This window comes from Pseudomonas sp. Irchel 3F6 (assembly GCF_900187595.1).
GTDB lineage: Bacteria > Pseudomonadota > Gammaproteobacteria > Pseudomonadales > Pseudomonadaceae > Aquipseudomonas > Aquipseudomonas siliginis.
On the sequence record NZ_FYDP01000002.1, the window covers coordinates 547,601 to 571,931 of the forward strand.

General features: G+C 61.2%; 24 protein-coding genes and 1 pseudogene. 12 read left to right on the plus strand and 13 right to left on the minus strand.

The window, feature by feature from the left end:
• Positions 1 to 102: 102 nt before the first annotated feature.
• Entirely contained in the window at positions 103 to 2,553 is a 2,451-nt protein-coding gene (locus tag CKW30_RS08510; RefSeq protein ID WP_095180536.1) for a penicillin acylase family protein, read from the minus strand.
• 201 nt (positions 2,554 to 2,754) lie between these two features.
• Here CKW30_RS08510 and CKW30_RS08515 point away from each other — a divergent pair, with 201 nt between their 5' ends.
• Positions 2,755 to 3,312 carry a cysteine hydrolase family protein gene (locus tag CKW30_RS08515; protein WP_095180537.1) on the plus strand — a complete coding sequence of 186 codons (558 nt, stop codon included), beginning with the start codon at positions 2,755 to 2,757 and terminating at the stop codon, positions 3,310 to 3,312.
• A gap of 199 nt (positions 3,313 to 3,511) precedes the next feature.
• Here the strand turns inward: CKW30_RS08515 and CKW30_RS08520 are convergent, their stop codons facing one another.
• From CKW30_RS08520 to CKW30_RS08535, 4 genes are all read right to left on the minus strand, one after another.
• Entirely contained in the window at positions 3,512 to 3,715 is a 204-nt protein-coding gene (locus tag CKW30_RS08520) for an SEC-C metal-binding domain-containing protein (protein ID WP_095180538.1), read from the minus strand.
• A 5-nt stretch (positions 3,716 to 3,720) separates the two neighbouring features.
• Complete coding sequence (locus CKW30_RS08525; protein WP_095180539.1) at positions 3,721 to 4,206, minus strand: LEA type 2 family protein; 486 nt, start codon at positions 4,204 to 4,206, stop codon at positions 3,721 to 3,723.
• Positions 4,207 to 4,309: 103 nt separating this feature from the next.
• On the minus strand, positions 4,310 to 4,786 hold the full coding sequence (locus tag CKW30_RS08530; RefSeq protein WP_095180540.1) for a YchJ family protein: 477 nt from the start codon (positions 4,784 to 4,786) through the stop codon (positions 4,310 to 4,312).
• Between the two features lie 4 nt (positions 4,787 to 4,790).
• Positions 4,791 to 5,288, minus strand: a complete 498-nt coding sequence (locus CKW30_RS08535; RefSeq protein ID WP_095180541.1) for a DUF6231 family protein — start codon at positions 5,286 to 5,288, stop codon at positions 4,791 to 4,793.
• Positions 5,289 to 5,487: 199 nt separating this feature from the next.
• Here CKW30_RS08535 and CKW30_RS08540 point away from each other — a divergent pair, with 199 nt between their 5' ends.
• The 4 genes from CKW30_RS08540 to CKW30_RS08555 all read left to right on the plus strand — a co-directional run bounded on the left by CKW30_RS08540 (position 5,488) and on the right by CKW30_RS08555 (position 8,189).
• On the plus strand, positions 5,488 to 6,183 hold the full coding sequence (locus CKW30_RS08540) for an OmpA family protein (protein WP_016770616.1): 696 nt from the start codon (positions 5,488 to 5,490) through the stop codon (positions 6,181 to 6,183).
• Positions 6,184 to 6,273: 90 nt separating this feature from the next.
• Positions 6,274 to 6,996: an OmpA family protein gene (locus tag CKW30_RS08545; protein ID WP_095180542.1), complete on the plus strand. Its 723-nt coding sequence runs from the start codon at positions 6,274 to 6,276 to the stop codon at positions 6,994 to 6,996.
• Positions 6,997 to 7,156: 160 nt separating this feature from the next.
• Positions 7,157 to 7,438: a DUF1145 domain-containing protein gene (locus CKW30_RS08550; RefSeq protein WP_016771375.1), complete on the plus strand. Its 282-nt coding sequence runs from the start codon at positions 7,157 to 7,159 to the stop codon at positions 7,436 to 7,438.
• Complete coding sequence (locus CKW30_RS08555; RefSeq protein WP_095180543.1) at positions 7,431 to 8,189, plus strand: collagen-like protein; 759 nt, start codon at positions 7,431 to 7,433, stop codon at positions 8,187 to 8,189. The genes CKW30_RS08550 and CKW30_RS08555 overlap by 8 nt, the downstream gene beginning before the upstream one ends.
• A 113-nt stretch (positions 8,190 to 8,302) precedes the next feature.
• Here the strand turns inward: CKW30_RS08555 and CKW30_RS08560 are convergent, their stop codons facing one another.
• On the minus strand, positions 8,303 to 8,761 hold the full coding sequence (locus CKW30_RS08560) for a CopD family protein (protein WP_076566254.1): 459 nt from the start codon (positions 8,759 to 8,761) through the stop codon (positions 8,303 to 8,305).
• 363 nt (positions 8,762 to 9,124) lie between these two features.
• Between CKW30_RS08560 and dinG the strand changes: the two genes are divergently transcribed.
• From dinG to CKW30_RS08590, 6 genes are all read left to right on the plus strand, one after another.
• Positions 9,125 to 11,269 carry an ATP-dependent DNA helicase DinG gene (gene dinG, locus CKW30_RS08565; protein ID WP_024011911.1) on the plus strand — a complete coding sequence of 715 codons (2,145 nt, stop codon included), beginning with the start codon at positions 9,125 to 9,127 and terminating at the stop codon, positions 11,267 to 11,269.
• A gap of 95 nt (positions 11,270 to 11,364) precedes the next feature.
• Positions 11,365 to 13,833, plus strand: a complete 2,469-nt coding sequence (locus CKW30_RS08570; protein ID WP_095180544.1) for a beta-galactosidase — start codon at positions 11,365 to 11,367, stop codon at positions 13,831 to 13,833.
• Between the two features lie 210 nt (positions 13,834 to 14,043).
• Positions 14,044 to 15,189 carry a serine hydrolase domain-containing protein gene (locus CKW30_RS08575; protein ID WP_095180545.1) on the plus strand — a complete coding sequence of 382 codons (1,146 nt, stop codon included), beginning with the start codon at positions 14,044 to 14,046 and terminating at the stop codon, positions 15,187 to 15,189.
• Between the two features lie 113 nt (positions 15,190 to 15,302).
• Complete coding sequence (locus CKW30_RS08580; RefSeq protein WP_095180546.1) at positions 15,303 to 16,406, plus strand: OmpA family protein; 1,104 nt, start codon at positions 15,303 to 15,305, stop codon at positions 16,404 to 16,406.
• A 24-nt stretch (positions 16,407 to 16,430) separates the two neighbouring features.
• The gene (gene pdxH, locus CKW30_RS08585; RefSeq protein ID WP_024011915.1) at positions 16,431 to 17,078 is read left to right on the plus strand and encodes a pyridoxamine 5'-phosphate oxidase; all 648 of its coding nucleotides are present in this window, start codon (positions 16,431 to 16,433) and stop codon (positions 17,076 to 17,078) included.
• A gap of 180 nt (positions 17,079 to 17,258) precedes the next feature.
• Positions 17,259 to 17,723 (plus strand): glycine zipper 2TM domain-containing protein, encoded by a 465-nt coding sequence (locus CKW30_RS08590; protein WP_016771369.1) that lies wholly within the window; start codon positions 17,259 to 17,261, stop codon positions 17,721 to 17,723.
• Positions 17,724 to 17,796: 73 nt separating this feature from the next.
• On the opposite strand, the gene CKW30_RS27845 is transcribed toward CKW30_RS08590, so the two are convergent.
• The 6 genes and pseudogenes from CKW30_RS27845 to nhaA form a co-directional block, all read right to left on the minus strand.
• Positions 17,797 to 17,958 carry a pyocin S6 family toxin immunity protein gene (locus CKW30_RS27845; protein ID WP_371857549.1) on the minus strand — a complete coding sequence of 54 codons (162 nt, stop codon included), beginning with the start codon at positions 17,956 to 17,958 and terminating at the stop codon, positions 17,797 to 17,799.
• A pseudogene (locus tag CKW30_RS27850) lies at positions 17,948 to 18,049 on the minus strand (pyocin S6 family toxin immunity protein); the annotation flags it as partial. The pseudogene CKW30_RS27850 and the gene CKW30_RS27845, both read right to left, overlap by 11 nt.
• Before the next feature lie 22 nt (positions 18,050 to 18,071).
• On the minus strand, positions 18,072 to 18,317 hold the full coding sequence (locus CKW30_RS08600) for a colicin E3-like toxin immunity protein (protein ID WP_095180547.1): 246 nt from the start codon (positions 18,315 to 18,317) through the stop codon (positions 18,072 to 18,074).
• Positions 18,318 to 18,569, minus strand: coding sequence for a colicin E3-like toxin immunity protein (locus tag CKW30_RS08605; protein ID WP_095180548.1), 252 nt, complete (start codon positions 18,567 to 18,569; stop codon positions 18,318 to 18,320).
• Between the two features lie 7 nt (positions 18,570 to 18,576).
• Entirely contained in the window at positions 18,577 to 19,791 is a 1,215-nt protein-coding gene (locus tag CKW30_RS08610) for an S-type pyocin domain-containing protein (RefSeq protein WP_095180549.1), read from the minus strand.
• Positions 19,792 to 19,962: 171 nt separating this feature from the next.
• On the minus strand, positions 19,963 to 21,147 hold the full coding sequence (gene nhaA, locus CKW30_RS08615) for a Na+/H+ antiporter NhaA (RefSeq protein WP_041478038.1): 1,185 nt from the start codon (positions 21,145 to 21,147) through the stop codon (positions 19,963 to 19,965).
• Positions 21,148 to 21,398: 251 nt separating this feature from the next.
• On the opposite strand from nhaA, the gene CKW30_RS08620 reads away from it, so the two are divergent.
• Positions 21,399 to 22,493 carry a PLP-dependent cysteine synthase family protein gene (locus CKW30_RS08620; RefSeq protein ID WP_095180550.1) on the plus strand — a complete coding sequence of 365 codons (1,095 nt, stop codon included), beginning with the start codon at positions 21,399 to 21,401 and terminating at the stop codon, positions 22,491 to 22,493.
• Between the two features lie 138 nt (positions 22,494 to 22,631).
• Here the strand turns inward: CKW30_RS08620 and CKW30_RS08625 are convergent, their stop codons facing one another.
• Complete coding sequence (locus CKW30_RS08625) at positions 22,632 to 24,245, minus strand: NAD(P)/FAD-dependent oxidoreductase (RefSeq protein ID WP_095180551.1); 1,614 nt, start codon at positions 24,243 to 24,245, stop codon at positions 22,632 to 22,634.
• Between the last annotated feature and the right edge of the window lie 86 nt (positions 24,246 to 24,331).

The window sequence follows — 24,331 nt, forward strand, 5'->3', positions numbered from 1 at the left end:
TTCACCATCTCTCTTTCAGGTCGGCGCAAGACCCAAGCATCCCCCAATCAGTCCCCTCTCCCTCCGGGAGAGGGCTAGGGTGAGGGGCTGTTGATCTTTGCTCTATTTCCCGGGGGTGAGGGTCAAGCGGGTCTTGCCATACACCCGATCAAAGTTCTGCGGCTGCATCGGCAGGCCGATGTACTGACCTTTCAGCCACGCATCGATCCCGTTCAGGTAGTTCGGACTCAGCGGGTTGCCCGACTGCCCCGTACCGTTCTGCGCCATCAGTGGCTCGCTCTGGCCGAAGTCGACGATAAAACGCATCGACGGCGCGCGCGTGGTGACGAAGTCCTGGCCCCAGGCAAACGCCGAGTTGTTCAGCGTGGTGTGATCGCCACCGGCTGCCAGTGGTCCGCGCACAGTCTGACCGTTGCTGTTTTTCCACGCATAGCTGTGCAATTTGCCCCACTGCCAGGCGCGATGATCGCCGCCCAACTGGCTGTCACCGGCAGTAATCGCCGCAGCGAGGCTGCGGGCGAGAATCACGGATTTGTCTTCCTTCTGCGGCGTGCGCAGGTCATCCCAGAACGGACTGTCCTCACGCCCCAAGAGATGATCGGCCTGCGCCGCGTAGGACAGATCGCCATTGGCGACAAAGGCCTTCCACGCCGGGCTCGACTCAGGACCCAGTTCATCGAGGAAGATCTGCTTCATGCTTTCCTGCAGAAACAGTTCATAAATCGCCGCATCCGCCGAGGTCGGGCTGAGCTTGCCGTCGAACGCCATCAAGCGCGTGAAGGCTTCGCGGGCCTTGCTGCGCTCCGCTTCCGGCAAAGCGTCGATCGCTTGTTTCAGCGGTTGCTTCATCCCCGGCGCTTCGAAGACTTTTTTCAGCTTGGCGGCGAACGTGGTGGTCTGGTCGTACTGCATGGCGATCACGCTGCGGCTGTCGTGCTTGCCGCTGCCGGCCATTTCCGCCAGGCGCTCGCCGCGCTCCGGTGCCGCCCAGGATTTCGACAACTGCATGCCGTAGCCGTCGGGAATTACACGCTGGTTGGCGGTGCCGAGCCAGCCTTGTGCCGGGTCCTGATCGTAGGGGTGCAGCATCGGGTCGGCGTAACCGTCCCAGTCGTAGCGACCGTCCCAACCCGGCGAGGGCAGCAGGCCTTCACCTTCGCGACGGTTGGGGAAGCGCCCGGTGACTTGCCAGCCGATATTGCTTGCATCGGCAAAGACCAGATTCAGGGTAATGGCGCGGATTTCACGGCTGGCGTCTGAGGCGCGCTCGACGTTCTGCGCGCGGGTCAGGTCGAAGAAGGCATCCAGGGTTTTGTCGTCAGTGAAGCTTGGCGTCTGCAAGGCGAGGCCGAAACCGTTGCCTTGCGCCGCTGCCTGGGCACTGTTGAGCAGCGCGCCGTGGCGGGTTTCGTACACGGCTTCGCGAATCGGCCGCTGGCCTTTGACGAAATAGGTTTCGTTGCGCACGCCCAACGGCTGCCATTTGCCGTTGACTTCATAAGTGAGGCTGCTGCCCTGACGGCGGATTTTCTCGAGGAACAGGTCCTGATTGTCGCCGAGCACGCTGGTCATGCTCCACGCCACTTTGCCGTTGAAGCCGCCGAGCACCATCGGCAGACCGGCAACCGTGACGCCGGCCGCCTGATATTTCGGTGCGCGGATCTGCACGAAACTCCACAACGACGGCGCGGCCAGCGGCCCGTGCGCATCGCTGGCCAGCAGGCTCTTGCCGCTGCGGCTGCGTTGCGGGGCGATTGTCCAGTTGTTCGCAGTCGGTGTGGCGAGCAGGTTCAGCGCCGACAGTTGCTGGCTGGCGCTGCTCAATTCCGTCAGCCCCGGAATCTGTCCGTTGAGCTTGAGGCCTTGCAGCTTGTCGGCTTCAGCCACCGGCAGGTTTTCATCAGGCGCCGACGGGCTCAGCCAGGCGAGTTTGTCAGTGGTCACGGTTTGCGCGAGCACCAGCGACTGGATTTCCTCCGGCAGGTTGGCCGACTGGCTGAAATTCAGCAGGGCGAAAATCAGCGCCGAATCTTCCGGTTTCCAGTATTCGGGCTTGTAACCGCTGGCGGCGAGGTCGCCCGGCAACTTGTCGGCATAGCGGAACAGATAAGCGTTGACGCCTCGTGCGTAGACTTCGAAGAAGCGCTTGAGCCGTGGCGACGAGGCCTTGTACAGCTCGCCGGCGCTCTTCTTCAGATTGACCGCGCGCATGTAGCGGTCGGCATCGAGCATCGACGCGCCAGACATTTCCGCCAGCCGGCCCTGGGCCAACAGGCGCAGGGTGACCATCTGGTTGATGCGGTCGCTGGCGTGGACATAGCCGAGGCTGAACAGTGCGTCATGGAAGCTGTTGCTCTCGATCAGCGGCATGCCCATCGCATTGCGCCGCACCGACACATTCTGCGCCAGGCCCTTGAGCGGTTGTACGCCGGAGGTCGGCGGCAGGCTGTCCTGGGCGTTCCAGGTCTGGCAACCGGACAGGCCGAGAACACCGGCCACTGCTGCGGCAACGCCGAACCGGGGAAGAAAATGTGTAAGGGCTGGCGAGGCCATGGCGAAGCTCCTGCGGGGGTATAAGGCTGGGGGCGCAATAAAGCCGCTACGTTAGTGAGGGCGCGAGGGCCGCGCAAGCGGGGCGAGCGGTTATTTGTGCTGTTGTCGGCTGATCGGTCAGAGCTGTGACAGTTGCTTGTGGGAAAGCGCTGATGTTGAACTGCGGAATGAGTCCCGAGACCTGTCAGGAGAAAGATCGCTATGGAGCTTCAAAGCAACGCTGCGCTGATCATCATCGACCAGCAGAAAGGCATTCTGCATCCGCGTCTGGGGCGGCGGAATAATCCTCAGGCCGAAGAGCGAATGCTTGAGTTATTGGCGCTGTGGCGCCTGCGCGGGCGCCCGGTGATTCACGTGCAGCATTTGTCGCGCTCACCTGACTCGGTGTTCTGGCCGGAGCAGGACGGAGTGGAGTTTCAGCCGCGCTTTATGCCGCAGGACGCTGAATGGCTGATCCAGAAACAGGTGCCCGATGCGTTTTGTGCCAGTGGGCTGGAGGCGCAGTTGCGTGAGGCCGGGATCGGGCAACTGATCATCGTTGGTGTGGCGACCAACAACTCTGTTGAGTCGACGGCGCGCACTGCGGGCAATCTGGGGTTCGACGCATGGGTGGCAGAGGATGCATGTTTTACCTTCGACAAGGCCGATTATTTCGGCACACCGCGTACCGCTGAAGAGGTGCACGGGATGTCGCTGGGCAATCTGCATGGGGAGTACGCGACGGTGGTCAGTGCTGCCCTGATTCTGACAGTCAACTGATAGACCTGTGGGAGCTGGCTTGCCAGCGATTGCGGTGAATCAGGCGACATCAATGCAGGGATGTGCCGCCCTATCGCTGGCAAGCCAGCTCCCACAGGGCTGCGCAGGTTCACAAAAATGTGTTGAGTGCAGATCAACTGTGGGAGCGAGCCTGCTCGCGAAGCGGTGTGTCAGGCGAAGAAGATCTTCGCCCGTGACATCAAGCGCCGTGGCACTTCTTGAATTTCTTGCCGTTGCCGCATGGGCAAGGGTCGTTGCGGCCGACGTCTTTCAGGGCGTTGCGCACCGGTTCCTGGTGGGCGTGGCCGCAGTTCGGGCCGTGGACATGGCCATGGTCGTGATCATGATGGTGGTCATGATCGTGGTTGCAGTCAGGGCCATGGACATGGGGTTGCTGGTTCATCGAGGTCACTCCGGAGTTAGATCGGCGGGGATTATCACGCCATTGCGCTCAAGGTGCACGTAGTGGGCGATGAATAAACCGGTTTCCATTTCCCCCTGCAATCGATAGGGAATCTGCTGGTTCGGATTTTTCAGCAGTTTCACCACCTGTTTGACCTTCGGCCACAGGTTGGTGCGGATCGGCACTTTGAAGTAAGCGCTGCGCTTGGGTCCCACGGTAAACCAGTGCTCATGCTCGCCCTCGGTGAGCAGCATGTCCGCCAGGTGAATCCGGTATTCGAGGCCGCGCACGGTCAGATCGCTGTCGTTGGGATTGTCGACGCGAAAGTGCAGGATGAATTTTTGCTCGAGCAGTTTGGCCCGCACCACCTCGACTTTCACCAGATGCACGGCGGGCTCGACGCTTTCGTCGCTGAACCACGAGGCACAGCCGCCGAGGTTTACGATCAGCATCAACAGCAGAAAATGTAGTGTGCGCCGACGACCGAGCATGAAATTGACTCCCTTTGTGCCCAGTCTAGACCTTAAAAGATTTCAGCCTTCGGCTAATCCCGTGTAGGAGCTGCCGAAGGCTGCGATCTTTTGATCTTGGCTTTCAAGCGCCGAAATAACCCGAACAACACTTCTTGAACTTCTGCCCGCTGCCGCAAGGGCAGCCGTCATTGCGCCCCAGCTTCAGCTGCACCGTGGGATCGATGAAGTACCAGCGCCCGGCGTTTTGTACAAAGGATGAGCGCTCGCGATGGCTGTGCTCGCCCTGGCTGTCATGCCAGCGTGCGGTGAAGGTCACAAAAGCGTGTTCCGGCTGGCCGCCGAACACTTCCGAGCTTTCCACCTCAAGACCAAGCCAGGTGCTTTGCGCACTCCAGTCGCTGATCGATTGTCGGTTCAGCCCCGCCTGCTGCGCGGGCAGGGTGGTCGCCACCAGATAGTCGATCAGCCCCAGCACATAAGCGCTGTACCGCGAACGCATCAAGGCTTCGGCACACGGCGCCGGGTGGCCGTCATGATAAGGGCCGCAGCAGGCATCCAGCAGATTGCCGCTGCCGCAAGGGCAAATGGCTGTACTCATTGCATTACCACCAGTATTTCCCGAAGTTTTCCGGATTGGCCCAGAAGCGTGAATTGAGCCAGTCGGGGACTTGTTTGTAGTCAAGCAGATCGTAGGTGAACAGGGTCAGCACCTGCGCGTCGCGCTGAAAACGCTCGCTGGCCTGCAGTGCCAGCGAATAGAAATCGGTTTCCTGCCAGCCACTGGCGGCCAGATCCGCCAGCACCGCGATGCGACTGGCGTTGAGATTGCGGATGCCGCCCAACAGGTTCAGGCCATCGCGTTTGGGCAAATGTTCCAGGCAATCGACTACCAGCGCCAGATCGAAGCGTTGCGCGGCCAGTTCGGCGGGCAGACCGCCGGGTGCGGCATGGGCGACCACGGTATCTGGATGCGCGTCCTTGAAAGCGCTCAAGGCGGGAAATTCGCTGGCGCCGATCAGCAGCAGTCGGGCCGGGGCGTAGCGATCCAGCAAAGCGGCCAACGCCTGTTGTGGCGTGCGCGAAGAAATGGCGACGTTCATCGAAGCTCCTCAGTCAGACCGCCAAGACTAGCCTGCCAGACCGCGTCGGCAAAGCGCCCGGTGGCGGCGGTTTTCGCCCAAAGAGGCAAACCCCTGTGAACACGGTCGCAAACAGCGGTGGCCTATTGCTGGCGGAGATTAAAACTCCGGTCTTTACTCCCTGAATCGGTTTTAAGCCGATCCCTCAGGAGAAAACTAGATGAGCATAGTTCGGACAGCATTACCCTTGGTTCTGCTAACCAGTGTGTTGACTGGTTGTGCAGGTTTGCAGAAAACCGACTGGCCGACCTGTGCGGCGGTCGGCGGTGTGGTCGGTGCCGGTCTCGGCGCGACGGAAAGCGCATCGTGGGCTGGCTACGGTGCACTGATCGTCGGCGGTACGGCAGCGGCTTACTGCTGGGTGCATGGCGATGGCGATGAAGACGGCGATGGCGTGCCGGACAGTCGCGACAAGTGCCCGGGCACGCCAAAAGGCGTGCAGGTCGATGCTGACGGTTGCCCGCCACCGACGCCTGCGCCAGTGGTCGAAGAAGCGGTTGTGGTCAAGGAAGAAACCATCGTCATTCGTGATGTGCATTTCGAGTTCGACAAAGCCACGCTGACCGGCCCTGACAAGCAAGTGCTGGACAAGGTCGCCGATCGCCTGAAACAGGAATCCTCTACCGCGCAACTGACCGTGACCGGTCACACCGACAGTGTCGGCAGCGATGCCTACAACAAGAAACTGTCGGATCGTCGTGCGCACTCGGTGGTGGAATACCTGATCCAGCAGGGTGTACCGCGTGCCAGCTTCGTTTCGGTGTCGGGCCTTGGTGAAAGCCAGCCTGTGGCTGACAACAAGTCGGCTGATGGTCGTGCACAGAACCGTCGCACCGAAATCAAAATCGTCCGCTAGCCCCTCTCGCATCCGCGGCTTGTGCAGTCGCGGATGCGGGTCTTTACTCCTGTGTAACCGGTATGGGCCGGTACACAGGAGCGTTCACAAATGCGTCTTTTCTCAAGGTCCGTCTTGCCGGTGCTGCTGCTTGGCAGCTTGCTCACCGGTTGTGCCACTCACAGCGATGGCACCGCCCCCCTCAATCAACGTACGTGGCCGATCTGCAGCCTGCTTGGCGGTCTGGTCGGCGGCGGTCTTGGCGCCATTGAAAGCGCCGGCTGGGCCGGCGGCGGCGCGGCATTGGGTATCGTCACCGGCGGGCTGATCTGTTACGCCCAGGATGGCGACGAAGACAGCGACGGCGTCTTCGACCGCCGCGACCGCTGCCCGGACACTCCGGAAAACACCGAAGTCGATCACCGTGGCTGCCCGCTGCCGCAATATCCGGTGGCAGTCAAACCGGTCGAACCGGCGCCGCAAACCGAAGTGATCACCTTGAGCGATGCCGGCAACGTGCTGTTCGATTTCGACAAGTCCGATCTGACCCCGGCGGCTAAAGCCCAGCTCGATACCTTGATGGACAAGCTGCGCAATGCCGATGTGGTCAGCATCAAGGTCATCGGGCACACCGACAGTAAAGGCTCCGACGCCTATAACCAGGCTTTGTCCGAGCGGCGCGCGAGCAGTGTCGCAGCGTATCTGTTGAGTCAGGGGCTGGCGCCGAACAAGCTCACCAGCGAGGGCCGAGGCGAGAGTGAGCCGGTCGCCGATAACGCCAGCGATGAAGGCCGCGCGGAAAATCGCCGGGTCGAGCTGCACATCAATCGTTAGCAACCGTCTGTAGTACGCAGGCTAGAGCTGCCGGGTCGAGATCGTCGCCCCGGCAGCCATTTCATCCGCGTTTGCACAAATTTCATTTTTCCCTCTGGCTTATCCCCCGCAGAAGCCGGTACTGTGCGTGCAAAGAATAATTCGCAACACGGGGGAGCGTATGAAGGTGTTCTGGGGGCTGGGGCGTTTGCTGACCCTGCTGTTCTGCTGCGTGGTACTGGCCAATCAACTGGTGCCGTTTGTTCATCCGCTGCATCTGCTGGTCAATCTGGCCGGCGCTCTGTTGTTGCTGATTCATCTACTCGAAGTGCTGCTGTGCAATCGCAGCCTCAAGGGTCGTCCGCACCCTTGGCGTGATCGTGGCCGCATTCTGTTGTTCGGCGTTTTCCACCTGCAAACCATCCCGGCCCCGGCCGCTCCGGAGGCTTCTTCCCATGCGTAAACTCTGCCTGCTCGCTGCATTCATCAGTCCACTGGCCTGCGCCCAGGTGGTCAACGTGCAAAGCAATTCTTTGATGCGCTTGCCCAACACCACCAGCACGCTGCAACTGGAGAAACTGGAAGTCGCCGATTACGGCACCTTGCTGATCCCGTCCAACGTGACTGAATTGAACATTGATGAACTGCGTCTGGGCCACGAAGCACGTATTGCTATCGTTCCGGCTGAACAGGCGCTGGAAGTGAAGGTCAAGCGCGCTGAATTGAGCGAGGGCAGCCAGATCACCGCGCGCGGCGCCCCCGGCACTTATGAAAAAGCGGCCCGGGCCGGGCGCAATCTGAACCTGCAATTTCAGGCCCTGAGCGCGCCGCAACTGACGGTCGATGCCCGTGGCGGCAGGGGCGCGCCGGGTTTCGTCGGCCTCGACGGCGGCAACGGTGAAGATCCGGGCTGCACCTATGGCTCGGCCGGCCACGGTGCCGATGGCAGTGACGGCAGCGATGGTCAGCCAGGCGCGCCGGGTGCGCTGGTGCGCCTCGCCGTACCACGGGATTTCCCAGTCGAGCTGATCAAGGTCAACGTGGCTGGCGGTGCCGGCGGACCGGCGGGTGTCGGCGGCAAGGCGGGCAAGGGTGGCAAGTCCAAGGGCTGCCTGGTCTATCGCGCTGATGGCGGCAAGAACGGTAAGGCCGGTGCGGATGGCCAGCCGGGGCCGGTGGGAGCGACGGGTTCGGTTACCGTGCAGCGCCTCTAACGGCCAACCCGCTGATTGTTCCCACGCTCTGCGTGGGAATACAGCCCGTGACGCTCCGCGTCACTGGACGCAGAGCGTCCCTTGCGGCATTCCCACGCAGAGCGTGGGAACGATCACGGCCGAGCCGCAGCTACTGCCACCAGCACCAACCCGACCAGCAGATTAAGCCCCACCACCCGCCGAATCCGCCCCAGCACTGCCGCACCCGCCGGCCAATCCTTCGCCTCAACCGCCTTGCGCAATTCTGGCAGCATCAACCCCTGAATGCGGATGAACAGTGCCGTCATCACCACATACAAACCGATCATCACCTGCACGTACTTCGGCGCGGTTTCAAATCCGACCTGCTGCAGATGCAACATGCCCACGCCGCTGATCGGCAACAGGATCACGGCGACCCAGACCCAACGGAAAAAACCTTGAAACACTTCCACCCACAGGGTCAGGCGAGCGGGGCCGTCCAGAGCCTTCACGGCCGCAGGGCGCAAGACCATCCAGGCGAAAAACATACCGCCGACCCACACCAAAGCGGCAAGGACATGCAGGGGGTAAACGAGGCTAAAAGGTGTCATTCGGGCACTCCGTTCTGCGCAGGATCGATTAGGCAGGTATGATAGCCGCCGCTGGGGGCGTTCTCGATTAGTTTCCGCGCCGCGCCGGGCCTGCTGTTGTGCAGGGCAAGGCGCGAGAAGCGTGGTTTGGTCATTCCAAATAAGCTTCGAGCAACGCAGCCCTGCACAACAGCAGACCCGGCCCTTCGGGTTGTGCCTTAAGCCGGGCCAGCCTGCGTTGCAGGCCTTGGAAATAAAACACCATTCCCAGCGGCCTGCGCCTTGCCTGGCCCGGTTTAAGGCGACAACGCGGCGTGGAAACTAATCGAGAACGCCCCCTAAACTACTGAAAATTTATCCAGCGTTTCCAGCGCCCGACACTCAATGATCAGCACTGAACTCAAAACCACGATCCAGGGCGCCTATTCGCGTTTTCTAGAGGCCAAGAGTCTCAAGCCGCGTTACGGCCAGCGCCTGATGATCGCTGAAATCGCCAAAGTCCTCGGAGATATCGACACCGACGACGAAGGCCGGCGCAGTGGCGACCCCGCGATTGTCGCGGTGGAAGCCGGCACCGGTACCGGCAAGACGGTGGCCTACAGCCTGGCGGCGATCCCCACGGCGAAACTGGCCGGCAAGCGTCTGGTGATTGCCACCGCGACCGTCGCCCTGCAAGAGCAGATTGTCTACAAGGATTTGCCCGACCTGATGCGCAACAGCGGGCTGAATTTCAGCTTTGCCCTGGCCAAGGGCCGTGGTCGCTACATGTGCCTGTCCAAGCTCGACATGTTGTTGCAGGAAGGCCACGCACAAACCGCCACCGCGCAGCTGTTCGAAGAAGAAGGCTTCAAGATCGAAGTCGACGAGGCCAGTCAGAAGCTGTTCACCAGCATGATCGAAAAGCTCGCCGGCAATAAATGGGACGGCGACCGCGACAGTTGGCCTAACGCGCTGGAAGACGCCGACTGGGCGCGCCTGACCACCGATCACAGCCAGTGCACCAACCGTCATTGCCCGAACTTCGGCCAGTGCGCTTTCTACAAGGCTCGCGAAGGCATGGGCAAGGTTGACGTGATCGTTACCAACCACGACATGGTCCTGGCTGACCTGGCACTGGGCGGCGGCGCCGTGTTGCCTGACCCGCGCGACACCATTTACGTGTTCGACGAAGGTCACCATTTGCCGGACAAGGCCATCGGCCACTTCGCTCATTACACGCGCCTGCGCTCCACCGCCGACTGGCTGGAAACCACCGCCAAGAACCTCACCAAGCTGCTGGCCCAGCATCCGTTGCCGGGCGATCTCGGCAAGCTGATCGAGCAGGTGCCCGAGCTGGCGCGGGAGATCAAGACCCAACAGCAGTTCATGTTCACCGCCTGCGAGCAGATCGCCGATTTCAAACCCGGCGAAGACGTCGAAGGCCGCGAGCGACCGCGTCATCGCTTTGTCGGCGGGGTGATTCCCGAGGACATGCGCGAGATGGGCATCGAGCTGAAAAAAGGCTATTCGCGCCTTAACGATCTGTTCCAGCGCCTGACCGACCTGCTCAAGGAAGGCATGGACGGTGAGGTCAATATCGGCATCGCCAGCAATCAGGCCGAAGAATGGTATCCGTTGTTCGGCAGCTTGTTGTCCCGCGCTTCCGGCAACTGGGAATTGTGGACCGCGTTCACCGCCGAAGACCCGGAAGACAGCCCGCCGATGGCGCGCTGGCTGACCCTGGCCGAAAGCGGTTCGCTGTTCGATATCGAGGTCAACGCCAGCCCGATTCTGGCGGCGGAAACCTTGCGTCGCAGTTTGTGGAACGTCGCTTACGGCTGCTTGGTGACGTCGGCGACGCTGACGGCGCTGGGCACTTTCGACCGTTTCCGCATGCGCGCCGGTCTGCCGAAAAAAGCTGTCACAGCGGTGGTGCCGAGCCCGTTCCATCATGCCGATGCCGGCGTGCTGCGCGTGCCGGATCTCAAGGCCGACCCGCGCGATGCCGCCGCCCACACGGCGGCGATCATTCGCGAGCTGCCCGATCTGGTGGAAGGTTCACGAGGCACACTGGTGCTGTTCTCCTCGCGCAAGCAAATGCAGGACGTATTCGACGGTCTCGACCGCGACTGGCGCAAGCAAGTGTTCATTCAGGGCAACCTGTCGAAACAGGAAACCCTGAACAAGCACAAGGCGCGGGTCGATGGCGGTGATTCCAGCGTGCTGTTCGGGCTGGCCAGTTTTGCCGAAGGTGTCGATTTGCCGGGGGCCTACTGCGAGCACGTGGTGATCGCCAAGATTCCGTTCTCGGTGCCCGATGATCCGGTTGAGGCCGCGTTATCGGAGTGGATCGAGGCGCGCGGTGGCAATCCGTTCATGGAAATCTCCGTGCCCGATGCCTCGCTGAAACTGGTTCAGGCCTGCGGCCGTCTGCTGCGCACCGAAGAAGACCGCGGCACCATCACCTTGCTAGACCGGCGTCTGGTCACTCAGCGCTACGGCAAGGCGATCCTCAATGCGTTGCCTCCTTTCCGTCGTGAAATATCCTGAGACACGGGTGGGCCGATTGGCCCGCCGCGTTGTCTATCTCTCTGCCACCGCTTTTCCACTGGCCTTGACTGGTCGTTAGGGAGAACTCCGCTCTTATGATCCGCCGTTCGTTGCCCGCTGTTTTCGCCTTGATCTTTGCCGCGCCGTTGCTGGCTGCGCCCGCCGGTCAGCAGACGCTGTTCAACTTCGTACGCCCGGCCGACGTGGTCAAGGTCGCCACGGAAAACGCCGACCTGCCGCAGGCCAATGCCGAACAGACCGCGGAAGGTGAAGTGCTGCGCCGGGTGACGTTCAACCCGGTCGCCCGCCCGACCTTGCGCCTTACCCCGCAGACCGGCGCTTGGGACTGGTCGCAGTCCGACATGATGACCCTGCGTCTGCAAAGTGCGATGAATTGGGCGGTCACAGTCTATGTGCAGATCCAGAGCAACGACGGCCGCACTCTGGTCAGCCGCGTCGATCTGCCGGCCGGCCCCGCGCAGACCTTGCTGGTGCCGCTGGTGGCTTCGACGCCGCTGAGCCAGGGCATGAAAGCCGGGCCGCCGATGCCGATGACCGTCGATGGCCAACGCATCCTGCTGGCCAGCAGCACGGGCGAGATCGACCGCAGCCAGGTGGTTTCGGTGAGTCTGTCGATGGATCAGCCGAAAGTTGCGCAGAGTCTGTTGCTCGAGCGGTTCGGCGTGCAGGACGGCGAATCGGTGACGCGGGCGGTGTACGGCAATCTGGTCGATGCTTACGGGCAGTCAACCCGCAGCAAGTGGCCGGAAAAAGTCAGCAGCGACGAACAACTGAAAAGCGCCGCCAGCAAAGAGCAGCAACAGCTGAATACGTGGCTGGCCGAGCGTGAAAAGGCTTCGCTGGACACATTCGGGGGCTGGAACAAAGGCCCGGCGTTCAAGGCCAGCGGTTTCTTTCGCACGGAAAAACGCGATGGCCGCTGGTATCTGGTGACCCCCGAAGGCCACCCGTTCTATTCGTTGGGCGTCAACACCGTCAGCGCGCAGGTCAACCAGACCTACGTCGCCGGCCGTGAATCCATGTTTGAATCGTTGCCTAAGAACGACGACCCGCTGGCCGCGCATTTTGGCGAGGGTGACAACCGTGGCGGCAATGGCGCCGACCAGGGGCGTGGCTACGGCAACGGCCGCTGGTACGACTTCTATGGCGCCAATCTGCAACGCCTGTACGGCGAACCGTGCAAGGCAGACAGCGACAACAAGGCCGGGATTGCCGAAGCGGCGAAGGCTGGGGCGGCTGAGGCCGGTTCGGTGCAGGCCGCTGAAACCGCAGCGGTGCCTGCCGAGCCAAAATCCGGTATTGCCGAAGCGGCGCAGACCGATGCGGTGCAAGCGTCCAGCGAGGAAACCGCTCCGTGCAAAGCCACTATTGATGAAGAACGCTGGACCCGGCACACCCTCGATCGGCTGCAAGCCTGGGGCTTCAACACAGTGGGCAACTGGAGCGCGCCGTCGCTGGCGGATGCTGAGCGCGTACCGTACACCTTGCCGCTGTCGATCGTCGGCGATTACACCAGCATCAGCACCGGCAGCGATTGGTGGGGCGGCATGCCGGATCCGTTCGATCCGCGTTTCGCCATGGCCACCGAGCGTGCCGTGGCCATTGCCGCCCGCGATCACCGTGACGATCCGTGGCTGATCGGTTATTACGCCGACAACGAACTGGCCTGGGCCGGCCCTGGCGACGATCCGAAAGCTCGCTACGCGCTGGCCTACGGCACGTTGAAAATGACCACCGACGTGCCGGCCAAACGCGCCTTTCTCAAGCAATTGCGCGACAAGTACCGCAATCAGGCCGGACTGTCCAAGGCCTGGGGCATCGAGTTGCCGGCGTGGGAATTGATGGAAGACCCTGGCTTCGTGCCGCCACTGCCGAACCCGGAGCATCCGGAGATCGAAGCGGATTTCAAATACTTCCAGAAGGTCTTCGCCGATACCTATTTCAAGACCATTTCCGATTCGCTGAAATGGCACGCGCCGAACCAGATGCTCCTTGGCGGTCGTTTCGCCATCAGTACCCCTGAAGCCGTGGCGTCCTGCGCACAGTATTGCGATGTGTTGAGCTTCAACATGTACACGCTCAAGCCGCAGGACGGCTACGACTTCGCCGCGCTGGCAGCCCTGGACAAACCGGTGCTGATCACCGAATTCAACTTCGGCTCGGCCGACCGAGGTCCGTTCTGGGGCGGCGTGACGCAGCTGGCCAAGGAGGAAGATCGCGGCCCGGCCTATGCCAACTTCCTAAAACAGGCGCTGAGCGAACCGTCGATTGTCGGCGTGCACTGGTTCCAGTATCTCGACCAACCGGTGACCGGGCGTTTGCTCGACGGCGAGAATGGCCATTTCGGTCTGGTCGGTGTGACCGATCTGCCGTATCAGGGATTTGTCGAGGCGGTGCGCAAAAGCAATCTGCAGGCGCTTGAGCAACTGGGCAAGGAGGCGCAGAAAACCCCGGCTGCGGAAGTTGAAGGCGGGCGCAAGGCCGAGGCTGGCAAAGCTGCGGAGGCTGCACAGGCGGGTGGGCATTCGGGGAATGGTCACTAGGTTTCAGACCGCGTTATCGTTCTTCGCGAGCAGGCTCGCTCCCACACTGGATATCAACAGCAGCGGAGATCCCCTGTGGGAGCGAGCCTGCTCGCGAAGGGATCGCCACAAATTGCCGATCAACCGTCTGGCCCGCGCCTGTTCCCAAATCCCTCAAGGGCTGGAACAATGCGGACCACTTTGTAGAGCGTTTTCGCGGGGGAGTTGCGGGTGCAGATTCAGGGACATTACGAGCTTCAATTCGAAGCGGTGCGCGAGGCTTTCGCCGCACTGTTCGACGATCCCCAGGAACGCGGCGCAGCCCTGTGCATCCAGGTCGGTGGAGAAACCGTCCTCGACCTCTGGTCCGGTACTGCCGACAAGGACGGCACCGAAGCCTGGCACAGCGACACCATCGCCAACCTGTTCTCCTGCACCAAGACCTTCACCGCCGTTACCGCGCTGCAACTGGTCGCTGAAGGCAAGTTGCAGCTCGATGCCCCGGTTGCCCGCTACTGGCCGGAATTCGCAGCCGCCGGCAAAGAATCCGTCACCCTGCGCCAATTGCTCTGCCATCAGGCCGGCCTGCCGGCGCTGCGCGAACTGCTCGCCCCTGAAGCCCTTTACGACTGGCAAACCATGGTCGACGCCCTTGCGGCCGAAGCACCATGGTGGACGCCGGGCACCGGTCACGGTTATGCCGCGATTACCTACGGCTGGCTGGTCGGCGAATTGCTGCGCCGCGCTGACGGGCGTGGGCCGGGCGAGTCGATCGTCGCTCGGGTCGCCAAACCGTTGGGCCTGGATTTCCATGTGGGCCTGGCCGACGAAGAATTTCATCGCGTGGCGCACATCGCTCGTGGCAAGGGCAACGCCGGCGACGCTGCGGCGCAGCGCCTGCTGCAAGTCACCATGCGCGAACCGACGGCCATGACTACCCGCGCCTTCACCAATCCGCCGTCAGTGCTGACCAGCACCAACAAGCCGGAATGGCGCCGCATGCAGCAGCCTGCGGCTAACGGCCACGGCAATGCGCGCAGCCTCGCCGGGTTTTACGCCGGCCTGCTGGACGGCAGCCTGCTCGAAAGCGAGATGCTCGAAGAGCTGACCCGCGAGCACAGCCTTGGCGATGACAAGACCTTGCTCACCCGCACCCGTTTCGGCCTCGGCTGCATGCTCGATCAACCGGACGTGCCCAACGCCACCTACGGCCTCGGACCACGCGCGTTCGGTCATCCGGGAGCGGGCGGCTCGATCGGTTTTGCTGATCCGGAGCACGATGTGGCTTTCGGTTTCGTGACAAATACCCTGGGGCCTTACGTTTTGATGGATCCGCGTGCACAAAAGCTGGCGCGGGTGCTTGCCACTTGTCTGTAAAGCTTCAACTGAGGTTCCAGGGTCGGAACCTCGAAGGGATTTTCGTTTCAAAACGGCTGTTTATCCGGGCGAAAGTGCTCTGATTTTTCATTACTTCATTTTGTGGATTTTCAATGTCATCTAAAAAGACCCTCGCCCTGGCCCTGTGTGTAGCGATCACCGGTTGCGCACAGACTCCGAAAAACGATGCAGATGGCGGCAGTTGGTGGCCGTTCGGTTCTTCCGACAAAGTCGCGGCCAAAGATTCGGCCCCGGCTCCGGCTCCTTTGAAACCTGCGGCGACTGCGCCAGTGGCCAAGGCCGAAAGCAGCAACCCGTGGTACTGGCCGTTCGGTTCCAGCGATGAAGCGGCCAAGGCTGATCTGAAAGCCGAGGTCAAACCTGAAGCCAAACCGGTCGAGGTGGCCAAAGCCGAGGCGCAGTCCAATGGCAAATGGTGGTGGCCGTTCGGCGGCAAGGACCAGCCAACCGCCAAAGCCGTGCCGATGCCCGATCCGAAGGTGACTCAGGCCTGGCTCGACGACTACGAGCCGCGTCTGCGTGAAGCGGTGAAAGACAGCAATCTGCAACTCGAGCGTCGCGATAACGTGCTGGTCGTAACAGCCCCTGTCGAAGGCTCGTTCAACCCGGATCGCCCGGCGATGCTGCTGCCGGTCACCCTTGGCCCGTTCACTCGCGTGGCGAAAATCCTTGAAGCCGATCCGAAAACCGCAGTGCTGGTGCTCGGTCACAGTGATACCAGCGGTGCCGCACCGGCCAACGTCAAGCTGAGCCAGGAACGTGCGCAATCGGTGGCAGCGATCTTCCGCCTCAGCGGCTTGCAGCGTGATCGCCTGATGCTGCGCGGCATGGGTTCCGAAGCGCCGCGTGCGGCCAACGACAGCGTTGAAGGCCGCGCCTTGAACCGTCGTGTCGAGCTGCTGGTGACTCCGCAAAACACCATGGTTGCGCTGCTGAGCAAATACAACATGCCAGCACCGAAGCCGGTGACGATGGTTGCTGCGCAAGACGTCAAGCCAGTTGCCAAACCGGTTACCCCGGCGCCTGCGGCGAAAAAAGCCGCTGTGCCGGCGGCGAAAAAGGCGCCAGCCAAGAAAACCGCCGCCAAGGCTCCTGCGAAGAAGGCCCCGGCCAAGGCTCCAGCGAAAAAAACTGCACCAGCCAAAGCCGCCGCGACCGACAAGAAAGTCGCCGCAGCCGACGCCGCCAAGAAGTGATCCGCTAACGAAAAGGAATCCGCCATGACCCAGGCTCTGGCCGATATGCGTCGCGACTACACCCGTGACGGTTTGACCGAGGCGCAAGCCCCGGCCGAGCCGTTTGCGCTATTTCACCAGTGGTTCGCCGATGCGGTGAAAACCGAGCAGGCGCCGGTGGAAGCCAATGCCATGACCCTGGCCACGGTCGATGCCGACGGTCGTCCGCATTGCCGCATTTTGTTGCTCAAGGGCCTAGACGAGCAGGGCTTCACCTTCTTCACCAACTACGACAGCGCCAAGGGCCAGCATCTGGCGGCAAACCCGTTTGCCGCCATGACCTTCTTCTGGCCCACCCTGGAGCGCCAGGTGCGCATCGAAGGGCGGGTGGTCAAGGTCACGGCGCAAGAGTCCGACGCGTATTATCAGGTGCGTCCGCTGGGTAGCCGCCTCGGCGCCTGGGCCTCGCCGCAGAGCCGGGTCATCAACGGTCGTGGCGAACTGGAAGATTTGCTCAAGGCCACCGAGCAACGCTTCAGCGACAGCCAGCCGCACTGCCCGGAACATTGGGGCGGTTACCGCTTGTTGCCCGAGCGCATCGAGTTCTGGCAGGGCCGTCCGAGCCGCCTGCACGATCGCCTCAACTACCGCCTCCAGGGCGCCGAGTGGATTCTGGAACGTCTGGCACCCTGAGCAGTCTACCGAGCGAGATAAACGCGGATGGCGCAGGATCGTTGATTTGACGCTACCTTGAGTGGACGCTCGCGGGCATCTGTACCAGGCCTGAATGGAAGCCAATTTTATCCGGATGGTGTCGTGACAGGCGCCAGGCCACGGGGTTTAATGAACACATGTTCTTTTGGAGTTGATGCTATGCGTAAGTCTGTTCTGCTGGTTGCTTCCTTTTCGACGATGGCGATGTTGCTGACCGGCTGCCAATCGAGCCTCACTGGCGACTCCTACTCCCGTGACGAAGCGCGTCGTGTGCAGACGATTCGCATGGGCACCATCGAATCCCTGCGACCGGTAAAAATCGAAGGCACCAAGACCCCGATCGGCGGCGCAGCAGGCGCAGTGGTCGGCGGCGTCGGCGGCAGCGCTATCGGCGGCGGCAAGGGCAGCATTGTGGCTGCGGTCATCGGGGCAGTGGCCGGCGGCCTGCTTGGCTCGGCCACCGAAGAAGGCCTGACCCGCACCCAGGGCGTGGAAATCACCGTCCGCGAAGACGACGGCAGCATGCGCGCCTATGTGCAGCAGGTTCAGGAGAATGAAGTATTCCGCGTTGGCGAGCGGGTACGGATTTCCACCGTTGGCGGAACCAGCCGCGTTTCGCACTAAGCGGGAAGCCGGGTAAAAGAAAACCCCGATCAGGTGACTGGTCGGGGTTTTTCTTTGTTTGTGAATTGCTCATTCAGTATGTGGCGCAGGTGCCCATGAAGTATTCGAGGCCCTTTGGAAAACTGACGTTGAGCAGGTTTTCCAATGCGGTTACCTGATCCTGAGTCAACAACAGCTCGCCCGGGTTCCACCTCATCCAAGGGCTTTGATTCAATGAGCTGAGCCACTTTTTCATTCATCTCGCTGCCTGTGATATCCAGCTCGAATTGCAAGGAGTCGTCTTGGGCTTCGTCAGGGAAAAAACCGGTAATTAAAAGAAAGTGCACGGAGCTAATACTTCCGGAGCTGTTAGCCGTAGTCAAACGAAATTTGATAGTCGTGAACTCTCAAATCGATTTGATGTTGAAAATACGGCTGAATGGTGGCGAGCCAATTTTGAGCGACGTTGAAACTGCCATTGTTGATGTTGTCCGCGGCGGGAATCCCCAAGGCGTTTAACACTGACTCGTCACCACCCAGGTCTTTTGACGACTCTTCCCCCTGAAACTCCAAGGTTGCTGTGTCGTACCATTCCAATCTCAGTTCCAGTCCCATCTACCATTGATCCCGGTAAACGAACGATACCTGATAGTCGTAAGAAGAAAATTGAATGGAATGCTGGAAGTGGGGCTGGAGAGTCTTGATCCAATCGGCTTTTACATCAAATCCGCCGTTATTGAAGCTTTTCGACGGTAGGCCTAATGCTTCCATTAATGAGCCGTCCTCGCCAAAGTCTTTCGACAGTTCCTCCCCCTCACCCAGTTCGGTTTGTTGGTCGTACCATTCGAGTCTGGCTTTGAGTCCCATGTAATCCTCATAAATATTTTTTAATACTACGGTTTTTTTTGGGTGGATCTATCTGTTCACCAGTTCTGTGGTCGTAAGAGCCTAAATGGCTGCCATCACTTGCGCGGTAGCCTTCAAGCTCGCCGTGTAAATAGTCCCATTCATAAATTATTCGGCCTTTTGCATTGATCCAGCGATCCCGGAGCCCACCGTTGAACGGCGTTTTCTTTTTTGCTCTTCTTAAATCGGGAAAGGCTGTGATATCCGACGTTTCGGGAGCGGGGTGATAGGTATGTCCCGCTTCAGCGGTGCCTTTCGCAGAGCTGACAACGATGTAAATCGGTTTTACACCCGAGTCTGTGGGAAACACCAGAATGAAATCTTTGTACTCCGGCGGATAAAGCGGATTCACCAGTATCCCGTCCGCCGCCTTCGTCGGTGGATACACCCAGATATGCGGTGCCTGCGGTGCGGCCTCCAGTGCTGGAATGCCGAGAATGTCCGAGCCATCCACCGCCGGGGTCCAGAGCAGTTCGACGCCTTCACCCAGATCGGCAACGAACCGGTCGCCACGCGCAATGAACTGCACGACATCGACCATTTCCCAATCGCGGTTCTTACCGGTGTAGAAACCGTAACCCTTGAGGCTGCCATCGGCCTGTTGCTCGACGCGCAGGCGCACGCGGGTTCGGGCTTGTTTGAGTGTGCTCAGTTGCTCATCGGTGTAGAGCGCGCTGTCGCCCAGGCTGGATGGCATCAAAAGCGCAATCAGCCCCACCAAAGTCGCAGCCGCCGCAGGGGAGGCGAGCGCCGGTAGCACTTCAAAAGCCGAGCCTGCCAAGGCCAGACTGCCGAACCCGACCGGGATGGTGTTGGCGCTGATTTTCTTGAGAGGAATGCCGCCGCTTGCGTCGGCTTCGCGAGCGCCGAGCAGGATCAGCTCGCCGTAATCCTTCAGGCTGTCGGTCGGCACCATGCCGGAAGGATTGCTGTAATCGATAATCGCATCCGGCAACTTGCAGGACTTGGCGAATACACAGCCGGCACGCACGGCTTCAGGTTTTTTCGCAGCCACTTCACGACTGCGCTCGAACGCCTCCTGCCGCGCCAGCATCGCGTCGTAAGCGTTTTGCCCGGCTTCGCGCTCGGCCAGTTCTGCGGCCGTCATATACCGCCAGGTAACGTGATGCCCGTCGCCCTGCGGTGGGTTTTGCACCCGGGGAATGTCCTTGTTCCGCGCCACTGATCATCCCTTCGTTCATCATCGACAGCCCCTCGGAAAGGGGCTGCACGACGTTATCGAAGCGGGGAAAGTGTGGCTGTAGGACGGGTCGCTAATGACGTGGGGATTGTTCGCTGCGTAACTGTCAGGCGGAGAATCTGTGGCGAGGGCCAAGCTCCCTCGCCACAGGGGTCATTGCAGTTGTGAATTCTTGCGACTCGCCGCCGCCGTCACCGCATAACCAATCACCGCCGCGAGAATCGAGCCGGTGAGGATGCCCATGCGATCCATGCCGGCGTAATCACTCACGCCCGGTTCGAAGGCCAGCGAGCCGACGAACAGGCTCATGGTGAAGCCGATGCCGCAGAGGATTGCCACGCCGAGGACCTGGCCCCAGTTGGCGCCTTGGGGCAGGGCGGCGATGCCAATCTTGACCGCCAGCCAGGTCAGGCCGAACACGCCGATGGTCTTGCCCAGCAGCAGGCCGATGGCGATGCCCATCGGTACGTCGTGGGTGAAGCTTTCGACGGTGACGCCGCTCAGTGACAGGCCAGCGTTGGCGAAGGCGAACAGCGGCAGGATGCCGTAGGCGACCCAGGGGTGCAGCGCGTGTTCGAGGGTCAGCAGCGGCGACGACTCGGCGTTTTTCGTGCGCAGGGGAATGCAGAAAGCCAGGGTCACGCCGGCCAGTGTCGCGTGGACACCGCTCTTGAGCACGCAGACCCAGAGGATCAGGCCGATGATCATGTACGGCCCGAGCTTGACCACGCCGAGCCGGTTCATCGCCACCAGCGCGGCAATGCACGCAGCCGCCAGGCCAAGGGACAGGGTCGAGAGTTCGCCGGAATAGAAGATTGCGATGATGACGATGGCGCCCAGGTCATCGATGATCGCCAGGGTCATCAGGAACAGTTTCAGCGACACCGGCACGCGTTTGCCGAGCAGGGCCAATACGCCGAGGGCGAAGGCGATGTCGGTGGCGGTCGGAATGGCCCAGCCGCTCAGGGCGGCGGGGTTGTCGCGGTTGAGGAACCAGTAGATCAGCGCCGGCACCAGCATGCCGCCAATCGCCGCTGCGCCGGGCAGGACGATCTGCGAAGGCTTGGACAATTGGCCGTCGAGCACTTCGCGTTTGACTTCCAGACCGATCAGCAGGAAGAACATCGCCATCAGGCCGTCATTGATCCACAGCAGCAGGGGTTTGGCGATTTTCAACGCGCCGATCTGCGCCACCACCGGGGTGTCGAGCAGGCCGGTGTACAGCCACGACAGCGGTGAGTTGTTGATGATCAGCGCGAGAACGGCTGCGGCGATCAATAGCAGACCGCTGGCGGCTTCCAACTGAAAGAAACGCGTGAAAGTGCTACGCAGAGGCAAGGTCGCTCTCCATCGAATCAAGAAAAAGGTGAAACACCCTAACCCGTACCGTTAGTTGTTAAAACAAAAGTTATATTCTTTTTTGTTATATGTCGTTACAGGCTGTCTGGCTCGGGCAGCACTGAGCCTAGCAGTTGCCCGACACATTGAGACTCAGCTGTATCTTTGCCGCCTGCGGGATTTTTCCTAAGCTTGCGGCAGACCTTTTTCAGAAGACCGATCTTCTGGCTGATTCAACGAGAACCGAAACCATGAGCGACAACCGACAGTGGGCACGCGAAGCCATCCGCATCATCGAGGCGGACTTCCAGCGCAGCGCCGACACCCACCTGATCCCTTTGCCGCTGCCCGGTTTTGCCGGCATCGAGTTGTATTTCAAGGACGAATCCAGCCACCCGACCGGCAGCCTCAAGCATCGCCTGGCCCGTTCGCTGTTCCTTTACGCGCTGTGTAACGGCTGGCTGAAACCCGGCGCGCCGGTGATCGAGGCATCCAGCGGCTCGACGGCGATTTCCGAAGCGTATTTCGCGCGCATGCTCGGATTGCCGTTTATCGCGGTAATGCCGGCGACGACTTCGAAAGAGAAGATTGCCCAGATTGCCTTCTACGGTGGCCAGAGCCATCTGGTGCAGGACCCGACGCAGATCTACGCCGAATCCGAGCGCCTGGCCCGCGAGCATGGCGGTCACTTCATCGATCAGTTCACCTACGCCGAACGTGCCACCGACTGGCGAGCGAACAACAACATCGCCGAGTCGATCTTCCAGCAGATGCGCTACGAAAAACACCCTGAGCCGACGTGGCTGATTTCCAGCCCCGGCACTGGCGGGACTACAGCGACCCTTGGTCGATACGTGCGTTATCGCCAGCACTGCACCCGCGTGTTGTGTGCCGATGCCGAGCGTTCGGTGTTCTTCGATTTTTACCAGACGGGAGATGCCAGCCTGCGTCTGGATTGCGGTTCACGCATCGAAGGCATTGGTCGGCCTCGGGTGGAAGCGTCGTTCCTGCCCAAGGTCATCGATGCGATGGTCAAGGTGCCGGACGCCCTGTCGCTGGCGGCCATGCATTATCTGGCGCAGCGTTTGGGGCGGTATGTCGGCGGGTCGAGCGGGACCAATCTGATCGGTGCGCTGATGGCGGCGCAACAGATGAAAGCGGCGGGGCAGTCGGGGTCGATCGTGGCGATCCTGTGCGATGGCGGCGAGCGTTATGCCGACACGTATTACGATCAGCAATGGCTGAAGGCGCAGGGCTATGAACTGGGTAATTTGATTGCAGCGGTGGCGGCGAGTGCCGAGCGCGGGGAGGCGCTGCCGACCTCGGTACTGCGCGCGAATATCTAAAGCTCAACGCAGAAACCACTGTGGGAGCGAGCCTGCTCGCGAAGGCGGAATCACATTCAACAACTTCGTTGAGTGACAGACCGCTTTCGCGAGCAGGCTCGCTCCCACAGGGTTTTGTGTTGGGTCAGCTGATGCTGATCAGGCTTCCAGGCCGAGGATATCGCGAGCCACTGCCTCGGCAATGCGAATCCCGTCGACACCCGCCGAGAGAATTCCGCCGGCATAGCCCGCGCCTTCACCGGCCGGGAACAGGCCCTTGACGTTCATGCTCTGCAGCGACTCGTTGCGGGTGATGCGCAGCGGCGATGAAGTGCGCGTCTCGATTCCGGTCAGCACGGCGTCGTGCAGCGAATAACCGCGAATCTGCTTCTCGAACGCCGGCAAGGCTTCACGGATCGCCTCAATGGCAAAGTCGGGCAGCGCCAAGGCCAGATCGCCCAGCGCCACGCCCGGCTTGTACGACGGCTCGACTTCGCCCAGCTCGGTCGATGGAATGTCGTTGATAAAGTCGCCAACCAGTTGCGCCGGAGCCTTGTAGTCGCTGCCGCCCAGAATGAACGCGTGGGATTCCAGGCGCTCCTGCAACTCGATACCGGCGAGCGGGCCGCCCGGATAATCGACTTCCGGGGTAATGCCGACGACGATGCCGGAGTTGGCATTGCGCTCGTTACGGGAGTACTGGCTCATGCCGTTGGTGACCACGCGATTGGGCTCGGACGTCGCCGCGACCACGGTGCCGCCCGGGCACATGCAGAAGCTGTAGACCGAACGCCCGTTCTTGGCGTGGTGCACCAGCTTGTAATCGGCAGCACCAAGTTTCGGGTGGCCGGCGTACTTGCCCAAGCGCGCGCGGTCGATCAGCGATTGCGGGTGCTCGATGCGGAAACCCACCGAGAACGGCTTGGCTTCCATGAACACGCCACGGCTGTGGAGCATGCGGAAGGTGTCGCGGGCGCTGTGGCCGAGGGCCAGAACCACGTGTTTGGAATGCAGGGTTTCGCCGCTGGCCAGTTGCACGCCGACAAGTTGGCCGTCTTCGATCAGCACGTCGCTGACGCGCTCCTGGAAGCGCACCTCACCGCCCAGTTCGCGGATCTGCTCGCGCATGTTTTCGACCATACCGGTCAGGCGGAACGTACCGATGTGCGGCTTGCTGACGTAGAGGATTTCTTCCGGCGCGCCGGCCTTGACGAACTCGTGCAGGACTTTGCGGCCGAGGAATTTCGGGTCCTTGATCTGGCTGTACAGCTTGCCGTCGGAGAACGTGCCCGCGCCGCCTTCGCCAAACTGTACGTTGGACTCGGGATTGAGCACGCTTTTACGCCACAGACCCCAAGTGTCCTTGGTGCGCTGACGGACTTCGGTGCCGCGTTCGAGAATGATCGGTTTGAAGCCCATCTGTGCCAGCAGCAGACCGGCGAAGATGCCGCACGGGCCGAAACCGACGACGATCGGCCGCTGGCCGGGATCGTTCGGTGCCTGGCCGACGAATTTGTAGCTGACATCCGGCGCCACGTTGACGTTACGGTCGTCGGCGAACTTGCCCAACACTCTGGCCTCGTCGCGTACGTTGAGGTCGATGGTGTAGATGAAGCACAGTTCGGAGGACTTTTTGCGCGCGTCATAGCTGCGCTTGAACAAGGTGAAATCGAGCAGATCATCGCTGGCGATGCCCAGACGCTGCACGATTGCGGCGCGCAGGTCTTCTTCGGGATGGTCGATTGGCAGCTTGAGTTCAGTGATTCGTAACATGGCGGGGATCCGGATTCGCGGGGCGCACAACTGCGCCAGGGCGTTTGAAGGCGGCGATTATAAGCCGCCGCGAGCGGATCCGTGGG

Bases quoted from the DNA above. Each gene is read 5' to 3' on its own strand.
- CKW30_RS08510 (WP_095180536.1), bottom strand. From the start codon at position 2,553: ATGGCCTCGCCAGCCCTTACACATTTTCTTCCCCGGTTCGGCGTTGCC.
- CKW30_RS08515 (WP_095180537.1), top strand. From the start codon at position 2,755: ATGGAGCTTCAAAGCAACGCTGCGCTGATCATCATCGACCAGCAGAAA.
- CKW30_RS08520 (WP_095180538.1), bottom strand. From the start codon at position 3,715: ATGAACCAGCAACCCCATGTCCATGGCCCTGACTGCAACCACGATCAT.
- CKW30_RS08525 (WP_095180539.1), bottom strand. From the start codon at position 4,206: ATGCTCGGTCGTCGGCGCACACTACATTTTCTGCTGTTGATGCTGATC.
- CKW30_RS08530 (WP_095180540.1), bottom strand. From the start codon at position 4,786: ATGAGTACAGCCATTTGCCCTTGCGGCAGCGGCAATCTGCTGGATGCC.
- CKW30_RS08535 (WP_095180541.1), bottom strand. From the start codon at position 5,288: ATGAACGTCGCCATTTCTTCGCGCACGCCACAACAGGCGTTGGCCGCT.
- CKW30_RS08540 (WP_016770616.1), top strand. From the start codon at position 5,488: ATGAGCATAGTTCGGACAGCATTACCCTTGGTTCTGCTAACCAGTGTG.
- CKW30_RS08545 (WP_095180542.1), top strand. From the start codon at position 6,274: ATGCGTCTTTTCTCAAGGTCCGTCTTGCCGGTGCTGCTGCTTGGCAGC.
- CKW30_RS08550 (WP_016771375.1), top strand. From the start codon at position 7,157: ATGAAGGTGTTCTGGGGGCTGGGGCGTTTGCTGACCCTGCTGTTCTGC.
- CKW30_RS08555 (WP_095180543.1), top strand. From the start codon at position 7,431: ATGCGTAAACTCTGCCTGCTCGCTGCATTCATCAGTCCACTGGCCTGC.
- CKW30_RS08560 (WP_076566254.1), bottom strand. From the start codon at position 8,761: ATGACACCTTTTAGCCTCGTTTACCCCCTGCATGTCCTTGCCGCTTTG.
- dinG (WP_024011911.1), top strand. From the start codon at position 9,125: ATGATCAGCACTGAACTCAAAACCACGATCCAGGGCGCCTATTCGCGT.
- CKW30_RS08570 (WP_095180544.1), top strand. From the start codon at position 11,365: ATGATCCGCCGTTCGTTGCCCGCTGTTTTCGCCTTGATCTTTGCCGCG.
- CKW30_RS08580 (WP_095180546.1), top strand. From the start codon at position 15,303: ATGTCATCTAAAAAGACCCTCGCCCTGGCCCTGTGTGTAGCGATCACC.
- pdxH (WP_024011915.1), top strand. From the start codon at position 16,431: ATGACCCAGGCTCTGGCCGATATGCGTCGCGACTACACCCGTGACGGT.
- CKW30_RS08590 (WP_016771369.1), top strand. From the start codon at position 17,259: ATGCGTAAGTCTGTTCTGCTGGTTGCTTCCTTTTCGACGATGGCGATG.
- CKW30_RS27845 (WP_371857549.1), bottom strand. From the start codon at position 17,958: ATGAAAAAGTGGCTCAGCTCATTGAATCAAAGCCCTTGGATGAGGTGG.
- CKW30_RS08600 (WP_095180547.1), bottom strand. From the start codon at position 18,317: ATGGGACTGGAACTGAGATTGGAATGGTACGACACAGCAACCTTGGAG.
- CKW30_RS08605 (WP_095180548.1), bottom strand. From the start codon at position 18,569: ATGGGACTCAAAGCCAGACTCGAATGGTACGACCAACAAACCGAACTG.
- CKW30_RS08620 (WP_095180550.1), top strand. From the start codon at position 21,399: ATGAGCGACAACCGACAGTGGGCACGCGAAGCCATCCGCATCATCGAG.
- CKW30_RS08625 (WP_095180551.1), bottom strand. From the start codon at position 24,245: ATGTTACGAATCACTGAACTCAAGCTGCCAATCGACCATCCCGAAGAA.